Below are 11986 nucleotides of genomic sequence, written 5' to 3' on the forward strand. Positions count from 1 at the left end.
ATGGTACGATACATTATGTAAAAAGCTATGAAATCATTTTTATGCCAAAGGCAAGCAAACAATCTGCCTTGAACGCAGATGAAAAGAAATTTGCTGACCGTGTAAAAAATTTCTGTATGAGCTAATTTGGCATTAAAAGGGCGTTTAATAAAAACATAAAAGCGGTAGGAAAGACAGCCTGCAAAAATGCAATGCCTTTCCCACCGCTTTGATTTTTAAATTTTAATTATTGATAAGTACTGTAATCTCCGCCGTACATATCGGGGTGATTTATCCAATCGCTAATGGAGCTGTTGCCGAAAATCGACTTGCTTTCGCCCGATACCGCCGCAGTTACATTGATTGCAATGCCTGCAATAATGACCGCACCAATCACACAGGCGGCAACAATTTTTACGATTTTAAAAGCTTTCTTTTTATCAATCGGCTGTTCTGCCGGCGGAATGTAGGGAATGGGTGGCTGATTTATTTCAAGTTCGGGCATTTCATTTTGAATCTGCGGTGCAAAGCCCTCCGCCTGTTCAAAGCCTGTCTGCGGTAAAGGCGAGGTGTACTCAGTTTCGGTTGTTTCATTATTCTGTGTATGTAAAGCTTCGGAAATTTTCGTTCCGCACATCTGACAAAACGCAGACTCGGTTTCAAAACCACAATTAGGACATTTCATAGGATTTACCTCAATCTTTTCTTTCAATTGCAAAAGTGTTTTCGTAGTCTTTGCTTTCTGTGCTTGAATATATTTTTAGTGTAAAGCTGACTTCACTTTCCTTTTTTGGAACGGCAAGCACCATAGAAACACTCATTTTATCACCTGACTTGCAAACTTTAAGTTCGTTTGTATATTCTATTCTTTGAACCTGCATAGTTTGTGGGTACAAGTTAGGATAATCGTTAGGAATTGTTACATTACAATATCCGAGTTGTTTCGGCGAGTCTGATGTGTTTTCAAATTCAAATGTTACTTTTTGAAGAGTATAAACATAATTTGCCGAAAATTCTTCATTTGCAGGGGCATACTCAATATTTGTAAGTTTTATGTTTCCAAAACCTGTTTTAACTGTGCTGTTTTTTCCTGGGACGAAAATATAATCTTTATCGTCACTTTTGTTTGTTGATGTTGTGGCTTGTGTGTTTGCGACTGTTTCCGAAATAACAGTTGTCGGTTGTGTATTGACCGTTTCGAGTTCGGTTTTATTTGCAAATATTACAAGTGTAATCACATTTGTGCAAACAAGTGTGATTACCGCTACAGATAAAACAATAATCGCAAGAGTTTTACCTTTACTCGTTTTTGTTGTATTCATATTAGCACCGCACGCCGGGCAATATTTTTCATTTGTTTCAAAACCGCAATTAGGACATTTCATAGGTTTGTACCTCGTAATTTTTGATAGTATGACACCATTTTATAACAATATTCACTTAAAGTCAATAAATGTGACAAAATCGCTCGGGATAAAGTTTGATATTATGTAAATAATATCGCAAAATTTTTGCAAAATAAGCCTGTATCTGTTGAAAACAAGGATAGTGTAGTGTATAATCTAAGTACGAATTGCAACATAATGTTGCAATTCAGAGATTCAGTGTTCCATTGAACCTCCGAGGAGCTAACGCTCCTATGTACAAGATTGCAAGCAAGGCAGAGCGTTGCTGCGATTTGAATTTAGTGAATGATTGAATTGAAAATAAAATACACACAGTGAAAGGATGAGTGCCTTGAGAGGACTGTATTCGTCAAAGACAAAAATCCGTAATCAAATTTTCACCGAGGTTGCAAGGTTTGCATACGAGGGCGGAGATTATTCAAAATTTGAAAATCTTCCGTATGAAATTATCCCGGGTGAAATTTCAACATACCGTGAAAGTATATTTCTCGAAAGAGCCATTGTCGGCGAAAGACTTCGCCTTGCAATGGGACTTCCGCTTTTGCCCGTTTCAAAACAAGCGCCTATCTCAACAGGTGTTGAAGAAAGTATGATTGACGAAAAGGTTTACGATCCGCCGTTAATCAATATAATAAAATTCGCCTGTCATAAGTGTGCCGAAAAAAGAGTGGTTGTGACAGACGGATGTCAGGGCTGTCTTGAACACCCGTGTACAGAGGTTTGCCCGAAGGGAGCAATCTCGATTGTACACGGAAAATCGCATATTGACGATGAAAAGTGCATCAAATGCGGAAAATGTCAGGGGGCGTGTCCATACAATGCAATCATAAAGCAGGAGCGTCCGTGTGCCGCCGCATGCGGTATGAAAGCTATTCACAGCGATGAACACGGAAGAGCAGATATTGACTATAACAAGTGCGTTTCATGCGGAATGTGCCTTGTAAGCTGTCCGTTCAGCGCAATTGTTGACAAAAGCCAGATTTTCCAGACTATTATGGCAATCAACAGCGGCACACCTGTTTATGCCGCAGTTGCGCCCGCAATTGCAGGTCAGTTCAAGGGACTTCCGTCAAATAAAATCAGAAATGCTTTTAAGGCTCTCGGCTTTACAGATGTTGTCGAGGTTGCGGTTGGTGCCGACCTTTGTACGGTTGAAGAAGCAAAGGATTTTATGGAAGAAGTTCCCGAAAAACAGCCGTTCATGGCGACTTCCTGTTGTCCGGCATGGAGCGTTATGGCGAAGAAAACTTTCCCCGACATCGCTCCGTACATTTCAATGGCACTCACTCCTATGGTTCTCACGGGCAGACTTACAAAACAGCATTATCCCGATTGCAGGGTTGTGTTTATCGGACCGTGTGCCGCTAAAAAGCTTGAGGCAAGCCGCAGAAGTATCCGAAGTGATATCGACTTTGTGCTGACTTTTGAAGAAGTTGCAGGAATGTTTGCCGCAAAAGAGGTTGATTTTAACACTGTTGAGGTTGACGAAAAACCGCTCTCATTCTCAAGCGCAGACGGCAGAGGCTTTGCCGTAAGCGGCGGTGTTGCAAAGGCTGTTGTCAATGCAATCCACAAGCTTGATCCCGAAAGAGAGGTCAAGGTTGCCAATGCACAGGGACTTGACGAGTGCGTAAAGCTTTTGCGTATGGCAAAGGCAGGCAAGTACAACGGCTATCTGCTTGAGGGTATGGCTTGCCCCGGCGGTTGTGTTGCAGGTGCCGGAACAATCAACAATCCCGACAAATCTGCAATGGAGGTTCTCAAAAGCAAAAAAGAATCGTGCTTTGAGGGCGCTGTTGACACTCCGTTTATTGACCGTTTGTCAACTCTTGAAAATATGTACAATGAGTTTGATAAGATGAAAGAAATTTAACAGGTCGGGTGATATTTTGAAAATGGTGATGTTAATTTTACGCATAATCGGCATTGCCGTGGCAGTTGTGTTTCTCGGCTTTTTCGTAATCCCTATGACTCACGGAATTATCAACCCGGGCAATATAGCAGGAACTTTTTTGTGTCTGTGGCTGTTGTGCGTGTTAATTCCGCCCGTTCACGGAGCAATAAAGGCATTTTGCTTTAAGCATTTGTTTACTAAAATAGTTTTTCGTGTAGTGAATATCGGCTTTATCGCTTTTGCCGTTTACGGTGCGATTGTCACCTCTGCAATGGTATGGGCAACCTGTCAGGCACCGCCCGAAAACTCAACTGCAATTGTCCTCGGTGCTCAGGTTAAGCCATGGGGACCGTCGGTAATTTTGCGTGGCAGAATTGACGCCGCAAAATCATATCTTGACGATTCTCTAAACGCAAATGCCGTTCTCAGCGGAGGACAGGGAAGTGACGAGATTATGAGTGAGGCGCAATGTATGTACAATGTGCTGACGGAGTCGGGCATTGATTCTTCAAGACTTTATATGGAGGACAAGTCAACCAATACAACCGAGAATATAAGAAATTCAATGAAAATTATTGAGGATAACGACCTTAATACCGATATTACGATTGTGACGGACGGCTTTCATCAGCTCAGGGCAAGGATAATTTGTTCGCAACTCGGCATAAAAGGAAATGTCGGAGCAGTAAGCTCCGACACAAGATTTTTGTATGTCCCTACTTATGCTGTTCGTGAGTGGTTCGCTCTTCCGTTTCAGCTTCTGTTTCGGTAGTCACAATTTCGGTGATGTCACCGTTTGTGTCAAAACGAGGCTTTGTCCTGTGACAGTTTGCAAACTCAAGCGGATAAACCTCGTGTTCCGTAACATCAACAATAGGGGAAATTTCCTTTTTGCTGTTTCGTGACGGCAACTCAATCGGATATTTTTCGTGCTGTCCCTCGTTATGATTAACATCGTAAAAACTCATAATAAAAACCACCTTTCCGTGAGGTGGTTTTATTTTTTGCAGAATTTTAAATTATATGCAGAGAAAAAATTTATTGTTATAGTGAAAATTTACAAAAAATGTATGAATTGCCTTAAATTCTATTGACAAAATGTTTTGTTGGTTATATTATTTATTTAAGGTTAAAAGTGGAATGTAATACGATTTCACAAAGCTTATTAAATTTAACAAAATAAGAGAGGAGTTTTTTTTATGACGAAAAAACTTATAAGCATGCTTCTGTCAATCGCAATGGTGCTTTCTGTTGCCGTAGTTGGCATTTCGGGAGTATATGCGGCAATTGACAACGACGATCGCTATGTTCCAAGTGAGGGAACGGCTACCAAAAGACTTTATTTTGTAATGCCGGAATCTTGGAAAAATGAAAAATTCGGCGCAGACTCTGCCGGCATTTTTTGGTGGAACGGTTCAGACGCATGCGTGTTTAATGGCGGATCATCACAGGCTGCTCCTTGGCCGGGATACAAGATGCAGGTTTATGACGCTGACGCTAACATCTTCTATATTGACATTCCTTCAGATGTTCCTGCTATTATTTTCAACAACTGCCTTAACGGCGGTGAAAGAGAAGAAGATGCAGAAACAGGTAAAGTAACTTTCGAGTTTGGTGAGGAACAGTTTAAGGCTGCTATGCAGACAAAGGATGTGTGTTGTGATTACTATTCGGAAGGTGACAGTACTTATTATGACAAATTACTTGACGGTGAATTCTGGGCAAAGGCTCAGGAGGCTGTTGAGGGTAATGATAAGACATTCCTCGGCAACTTCAAGGATAACTTCTTTATTGATACAGATTTTGACCTTGGTATCTCAATGACATTCAATAATATGATTTTTGTTATCAATCCTAACGACTATGATGTTAGTGTTCTCAGCGGTAAGGTGATGTACGGCGGTGAATTCTACTTCTTCTACGGCAAGAACGAGGAAACAGGCAAGTATGAATACGGCGGACTTCCTAACTATGACATGGCTAAGGAAAATGGCGTAGTCAGCGTTCTTGACAAATCTGTTTTCCCCAATCCCTCTGTTCAACCTACAGATCCTTTTGATGGTATGATTTACGGCGATGTGAATAATGACGGCTTGATTACTATTGTTGACGCAACAATAGTGCAGAAATACATAGTAAATAAGGCACAGTTAGATAATGTAAATCAGAAGTTAGCAGATGTTGATGTTGACGGTGTGATTACAGTTAAGGATGCAACAGCTGTTCAAAAGTATATCGTAAATGTTGACGGATACGGCAAAACAGGCGAAAAGTTTGCAGCTGCATAAGTTAGTTGAATAGCCTAATGAAGACACCAAACCCCGAAGTTTTTACAGACTTCGGGGTTTAAATTTTGTTTTATTGTGCTCTGCTTTGTTGTGTCTTGTTTCGTTGTGTCTTAAATTATATGATCCAAAGCCTGTTTCACACTCTTACCTGTGTACCTTAGTCAACAGAACCACGCACTCGATGTGGCACGGTTGTTCAACGAAAAACATACTCAACCCCTATTGTACAAGGGAATGGTGGAACGCACCTTTTTCCTTAAAATCTAGTGGTTCGAGCCTGTGACAACCTTGAATTGTCCTATAATTTGTATAGGCAAACAGGGTAAAGCTCTGTTCCTTAAACTTCATTTTTCATGTCATCCCTACAAACTGGAATTTATATTGCAATCATTTTTTCTTTAATTCTAGAATATTCTTCTCGATCTGCTGTATAACCCCCCTGAAATCATCATCCGTTTTTCCTGTCGGATCTTCAAGTTTCCAGTTGTCATCAAACGCTCTGCCAATAAACGGACAACCTACATCACAACCCATGGAGATGGAGATGTCTGGCTCCGGGATGCTTGATATCAGCTTAGAATACTGCTTTTTCTCCATGTCGATGCCGTAAAGCTCCTTCATGAGACGGACGGCATTCTGATTGATCTGGGGCACAGCAAGTATGATGGAATCCTTCAGGAAATCAATTCCCGTATGATTCTGTATAATTTCTGTGAATTAGTGACTTCTCACACTGTGGTAAAAACATCTAAAAATACCAAACACGTCTATAAAATTAATTTCGCCATCGCAGTAAACATATGCAGGGCATATCTCAAACACGGTGGTAACGAAACAGAGACCATGCTTCTCATACAAAAGTATCTGACACCTGTCAGGTACAATCGAAATTATCCTATCCACCTCCGTCCAAAGAGAAATAGGAATTTCATGTATCGGGTTGCATAAATCTCGTTACCATTATACTCCATTATGAGGCAGATATGCAATCTGTCTTTTTGTCATACCCCAAAAAATGATTTGAACTCATCATACACCTGCTTTCTACACATTAGTGCACCTAAAAAATACAGCATTTCTTAACTGAACAGTATTTTCAATGCATGACCGCATATGATATACTGTTTTCATCATAAAAAACCTTATCTAGGAACCGTAATAATTCTATTCAAATTTTCTTCCTGATTCACTTCACTCTGCATGTACGGTCACATCACTTTCCTTTTTTTTAGACATAAACCAATAAAATATAACACAAAATGCTAAAGCAAACACAACACCAAAAACATTTTGAATCACTCTAAGACTAACTGCTCCTTGTAGTCCATAAGTCTCTGCAGCAATGGCTAAAGCACCAAATGTGTTAAATACTGCCTGCCAGCCATATTGTGCTGAAAATCCTACACCGATTCCACCAAGAATTCCTATATATGCATAGATTGACGAAGGAAGCAGAAAATATAATACTGTAAAACATATAACACCTGCAATATTTCCGACAATCCTTTTACGGACTCTGTAGTGCATATCTTCCATAGACGGCAAAATCACGGACATGGCCGCAATACCAGCCCACATTGCACGTGGCATATTACAAAGTTCTGCAATGCAAAGGACAATCGGTACGCATAAAATCTGACATATCTGCCATTTTGTTCTGGAAGAAGTGATATCAAATTCTTGTATCAGATCTTTCAGATTACTTTTATAAGTTCTGTTTTTATGATTTCGATAAAATACGAAGCAGGTAAGTGCTGCACCTAAAGCCATTCCGACTAATCGCATCTGATAGCTTTTTCCCGTAACATCATAACCATATAGCAGCAGATACCCAAGAACCAATGTAGATTGATTAAACATGAATGGATTATGGCATCCGAACAGAATCAACACAGCCAGTGCCGCAATATTTAACAGCATTCCCAATACCGGTGAAAACTGATTTGCTAAATGCGGACATACAGTCATAATTACAAAGAACAAAGCCAAAAGCATCGTAGATTGTCCGGTGTGGATCCCCAGATCCGCATTTCTAAACACCATGAGACATAATAAGACTACTACACCTACAATGCTGTTCTCATTTCCAAATAGGATGCTGAAAATACTAACAAAGAAAAAACAAAATGCCATTGTAACAGCTATCTTCACCAGATATACCCACATATGATATAATTTTTCTTTTAGTGTTTTACTCTTTTTCAACAGGTTTTTAGAACCTGCCTGATTTAACTGCAACTCCTGATAAAATGTCATATAAATCATCCAATCTTCTAATTTATCTTAAAACTATATAATCTCATCTTTCTGCTTTGGCAGCTCTACAACAAATCTGCATCCACCATATTCACGGTTTTCTGCTTTGATTGTTCCTCCGGCACTATCTACAATCCGTTTTACAAGTGCAAGACCTAGGCCATTTCCTTCTGCTTTATGAGATCCATCTACCTGATAGAACTTGTCAAATATTCTGGATTTTACATCATCCTCTATTCCTGGTCCTTCATCTTCCAGAATGAATTTAACAGAATCCTGTTCTTGTCTCAGAAACATCGTAATTGTCCCCTTTGAAGGGCTGAACTTAATCGCATTATCCAAAAGATTTATCCAGATATGCATAAAAAGTCCTTCATTCCCAGTATATTTAACTTCCTCCAATTCTACCTGAAAACCAATTTCTTTTTCTGTCCATTTTGTTTCCAATGAAAGAAATGCCTGGCGGATCTGTTCATCCAGACGATATTCTGTTTTTTTCATTGGTATATTCTGATTCTCTAACTTGGATAACAGCAAAATATTACCAACCAATCCGGAAAGTCTTTGGGTGTTAAATAAGATTTTTTCTACATATTTCTCTTGATCCGGAGACAGTTCTTCTCCCTGAAGCAGCATTGTATATCCTTCAATGGCATTAATCGGGGTCTTAAACTCATGAGAAACATCAGATACAAAATTCATCTGCAGCACCTCTGTTGCACGAAGTTCTTTTGTCATAACGTTAAAACTTTGATAAGATTCTCCAACTTCTGCTATACGGCTGTTCGTTTCCAAATGCTGTTCAAAATCTCCCTGAGAAACTTCCTTCATTGCTTTACTAAGTCTGGTAATTGGTTCCAGTAACTTTGCATTAATAAAGGAAGTGATCAGCCCTGCAATCAATGTATTGAAAATCAAAAGCCAGCCAAGCACAGATATGCTGCCCGGCAGATTAAAAAAATGATTCAAAAAAGCAAATAATAAAGCAGATATGACTGTTGAAAATACAAGTGCCAGCCAGATTGCACCGGTCAGACAGGATCGGATCCGCAATCCTTTTTCTTTCTTTTGTTCCATTATTTTTTCACCACCTTGTATCCAATTCCACGCATTGTTACGATTTCAAAATCAGGGTTATCTTTAAAATGCTCTCTGATTCTTCCTATATGTACCTCTATCGTATGTGGGTCTGCTTCCGTCTCGTATCCCCATACTTCATCCATCAACTGTTGTTTTGTAAATGTTCTGCCTGGCGAAGCTGCAAGCTTATATAAAAGCAGGAATTCTTTTTTAGGCAAAACAAGACTTTCCTTATCAGTTGTAACCGTCATTGCATCATAATCAAACTCTGTTGAACCGATCACAATTTTGTGTTCATTCAGTATCTGTGCACGGCGAAGCAGTGCTCCGACTCTTAAAACCATTTCATTCACATTTACCGGTTTTACCATATAATCGTCACTTCCCGAAAGAAATCCCTGGCGCATATCATCAAAGGAACCTTTCGCAGTGATCATAAGTACCGGTATCTGATATCCAGCTGAACGGAGTTCCGACACCAGTTCATAACCATCCATAACCGGCATCATAATATCGGAAATGATCAGATCAATATACTCTTTATCCAATATTTCTAATGCCAGTGCTCCATCCGATGCACTTTTGACCTGATATCCATTCTTCTCAAGCACATTTTGGAATAGCTGGCTTAATTCTTTATCATCTTCTACAATTAATATTTGAAACACGATCTTCTTCCTCCTTTTTCATCTCGTAATCCTCTTTTTACACCATACTCTGAATACCAGATTCTTACTAATGCTATCATTTTGTTCACAAAAAATTGCTTGCTGTTTCATATAATTTTCCAAATTGCTCATTTGAATCGCTCCTTTCATTCTGTTATGAACTTACATACTATACTCAGATATTCTTGTTTCCAGAGCATTCAGCATTGTCTGTTCTTTTTCTCATTCTTATTCATTAACAATACAATACAATGGAAAACTCAATTTAACCTCAACAAGGTTTGTTTTTTAATCCATGCAAAATCTTCTTTGTACAACAGACTGTTAGATATAGCAAAAACGGCCTTTCAAAAAAAGTTAACTTCTAAATCAACTGTTTTTTGAAAGGTCGTTTCATCAGATTCTTATAGCAATCCAGCAAATAATCTCATAAATAATTGTCCCAGTCGCAAATATGCACTTCGTCCGGTTTGATATTGGTCTGTCACATCTTCTCCGAAGCGGTCAACCATTGTTTTCATCAGGCTGTTATCACACCGTAAATCTTCAAGAACTTTCTCGCCTGAGAACATAGAGATCACTTCTTTTGTAAAATTCTCTTCTCAAAGGGCAAGTTGGCAAACTGGAAGTTGTATCATCATTTATCTTTATCTTTTTTTGAAAAAATAAGACTGCCAGATATACCAAAAGATATACCCAGACATATTCCGATTCCAATTCCAGCCATGCTATTTAAGACATTTATAAAAACAACGCTCCAAAGTATTGCTGCGATTATTCCAATAGTGACTCCTATAATTATCCTTTTGTTGTTCATCAGCTTTATCCTCCATAAATTCCGATTTATCTAATTTCTATTAACATCTATTTCACTGTTCATGAACCCCTCAAAACGGTCGAATTGCAGGATTGCCTGTCAGCTTTTTGTCCTATAAAATTCTCTCCAAACACACTGACATCTAATCCACTCACTCAATTTGCATTATCTAATCCGAGGCTACAACCTGAACGAAATTTTGCATTGGATATGTTTCCATAAGATATACCCGAGTGCTTTTGATGGTTAAATATATAATTTTAGATTTAGAAAAAGTCAGCAAACAAGCCGAATTTTATATTGCTTAATCATTTTCTTGACATCAAGACTACCGTCTCAATGTGTGCGGTGTGGGGGAACATATCTACGGGTTGGATTTTTTGGGCTTTGTAGGGGCTGTTTTGGGTTAGGTAGGCTAAATCTCTTGCCAATGTTTCGGGATTGCAGGAAACATAGACAACCTTTTTCGGAGACATTTTGATTAGTGAGTCGAGAAATTTTCGGTCACTTCCGGCTCTTGGCGGATCCATAAACACAACATCGGGCTTTTCGTCCTCGTCTGCAGCTTCTCTCATGAACTCGCCCGCATCGGCTTTGTAGAAACGGATATTTTTCAGATTATTTGCTCTTGCGTTTACGATTGCATCCCTCACGGCATCGCCGTTAAGCTCTGCACCGATAACATTGCCTGCGCCGTTTTTGGCGGCAATTATGCCGATTGTGCCGATTCCGCAGTAGGTGTCAAGCACGGTTTCGTTGCTTTTGAGATTTGCAAATTCAATTGCTTTGCCGTACAAAACTTCGGTTTGAACGGGGTTAATTTGGTAAAAGCTTTTCGGCGAAATTCTGAACCTGCAACCGCAGAGAATATCCTCAATATAACCCTTGCCGTACAGCACTTTCTGATTGTCACCGAGTACAAGGTTGGTGCGGTAGGGGTTTATATTTTGCACAATGGTTGTGATTTCGGGAAACTGTTTCAGAATCGCCTTTACAAAATTGTTTTTTGACGGAAAAACAGGTGTACCTGTCACAAGCACAAGCATAATCTGATTTGTCGCAAAGCCTCTTTTCACAAGAATGTGACGGAGAAAACCTTTGCCTGTGTCCTCGTTATAGGTTGTCATTCTGAAAGAGGGGAGGAGCTTGCGTACTGCAACGATGATTTTGTCGGCAATAACATCCTCTGTCTGACAGCTGTCAATCCCGACAACATGATGACTGCCAGACTGATACACACCCGAAATGATTTTGCCCTTTTTGTCCGTATAAAAAGCCGCCTGAACCTTGTTGCGGTAGTGGTAGGGAGTTTTCATTCCGATAATTTTTTCAACGGTGCAAAAGCGTTTGAGAAGTTTTTCGACTTTCTTCTGCTTGAATTCAAGCTGTTCGGGATATGACAGATTTTGCAGTTGACAACCGCCGCATTTTTTGTAAACGGGACAGCTTTGTTTGTTGGTTTCAGGTCTGTTGCTCATAATATTTCCTCACATTTTATTGCATTGTATATATTCTTTATTTTATCATCAATCATATTGATATGCAACAGAAACAAACCCTAAATGACAAAGAAAAACGCAGGAGGGAAATCCGCTCCT

11 protein-coding genes and 1 pseudogene are annotated in these 11986 nt (G+C 39.5%); 3 read left to right on the top strand and 9 right to left on the bottom strand.

The annotated features are described in order from the left end of the window. Positions 1 to 226 precede the first annotated feature (226 nt). On the bottom strand, positions 227 to 664 hold the full coding sequence (locus tag QDI94_RS00005; RefSeq protein ID WP_278866276.1) for a hypothetical protein: 438 nt from the start codon (positions 662 to 664) through the stop codon (positions 227 to 229). A 10-nt stretch (positions 665 to 674) separates the two neighbouring features. Then, positions 675 to 1364 carry a zinc ribbon domain-containing protein gene (locus QDI94_RS00010; protein WP_278866278.1) on the bottom strand — a complete coding sequence of 230 codons (690 nt, stop codon included), beginning with the start codon at positions 1362 to 1364 and terminating at the stop codon, positions 675 to 677. 352 nt (positions 1365 to 1716) lie between these two features. On the opposite strand from QDI94_RS00010, the gene QDI94_RS00015 reads away from it, so the two are divergent. Together QDI94_RS00015 and QDI94_RS00020 are read left to right on the top strand one after the other, a co-directional pair. Further along, positions 1717 to 3258, top strand: a complete 1542-nt coding sequence (locus QDI94_RS00015) for a 4Fe-4S dicluster domain-containing protein (RefSeq protein ID WP_278866279.1) — start codon at positions 1717 to 1719, stop codon at positions 3256 to 3258. 22 nt (positions 3259 to 3280) lie between these two features. Beyond that, positions 3281 to 4051, top strand: a complete 771-nt coding sequence (locus QDI94_RS00020; RefSeq protein ID WP_278866281.1) for a YdcF family protein — start codon at positions 3281 to 3283, stop codon at positions 4049 to 4051. Here QDI94_RS00020 and QDI94_RS00025 read toward each other — a convergent pair. Then, a complete protein-coding gene (locus QDI94_RS00025; protein ID WP_278866283.1) occupies positions 3996 to 4247 on the bottom strand; it encodes a hypothetical protein in 252 nt (83 codons plus the stop codon). The two genes, QDI94_RS00020 and QDI94_RS00025, sit on opposite strands and share 56 nt — an antisense overlap. A 231-nt stretch (positions 4248 to 4478) precedes the next feature. Here QDI94_RS00025 and QDI94_RS00030 point away from each other — a divergent pair, with 231 nt between their 5' ends. After that, the gene (locus QDI94_RS00030) at positions 4479 to 5567 is read left to right on the top strand and encodes a dockerin type I repeat-containing protein (protein WP_278866285.1); all 1089 of its coding nucleotides are present in this window, start codon (positions 4479 to 4481) and stop codon (positions 5565 to 5567) included. A 387-nt stretch (positions 5568 to 5954) separates the two neighbouring features. On the opposite strand, the pseudogene QDI94_RS00035 reads toward QDI94_RS00030, so the two are convergent. From QDI94_RS00035 to rlmD, 6 genes and pseudogenes are all read right to left on the bottom strand, one after another. Beyond that, positions 5955 to 6218: pseudogene (locus QDI94_RS00035) on the bottom strand (arsenate reductase ArsC); the annotation flags it as partial. 540 nt (positions 6219 to 6758) lie between these two features. Beyond that, on the bottom strand, positions 6759 to 7823 hold the full coding sequence (locus QDI94_RS00040) for an FUSC family protein (RefSeq protein ID WP_278866287.1): 1065 nt from the start codon (positions 7821 to 7823) through the stop codon (positions 6759 to 6761). A gap of 33 nt (positions 7824 to 7856) precedes the next feature. Then, on the bottom strand, positions 7857 to 8900 hold the full coding sequence (locus QDI94_RS00045; RefSeq protein ID WP_278866289.1) for a sensor histidine kinase: 1044 nt from the start codon (positions 8898 to 8900) through the stop codon (positions 7857 to 7859). Beyond that, on the bottom strand, positions 8900 to 9571 hold the full coding sequence (locus QDI94_RS00050) for a response regulator transcription factor (RefSeq protein WP_101028975.1): 672 nt from the start codon (positions 9569 to 9571) through the stop codon (positions 8900 to 8902). The genes QDI94_RS00045 and QDI94_RS00050 overlap by 1 nt, the downstream gene beginning before the upstream one ends. A gap of 637 nt (positions 9572 to 10208) precedes the next feature. Next, positions 10209 to 10388 (bottom strand): hypothetical protein, encoded by a 180-nt coding sequence (locus tag QDI94_RS00055; protein WP_022233904.1) that lies wholly within the window; start codon positions 10386 to 10388, stop codon positions 10209 to 10211. A gap of 308 nt (positions 10389 to 10696) precedes the next feature. Continuing rightward, on the bottom strand, positions 10697 to 11866 hold the full coding sequence (gene rlmD / locus QDI94_RS00060; protein ID WP_278866291.1) for a 23S rRNA (uracil(1939)-C(5))-methyltransferase RlmD: 1170 nt from the start codon (positions 11864 to 11866) through the stop codon (positions 10697 to 10699). Positions 11867 to 11986 lie beyond the last annotated feature (120 nt).

The sequence above is a fragment of the Ruminococcus bromii genome, assembly GCF_928721825.1.
In the GTDB taxonomy this organism is placed as follows: Bacteria; Bacillota; Clostridia; order Oscillospirales; family Acutalibacteraceae; genus Ruminococcoides; species Ruminococcoides bromii.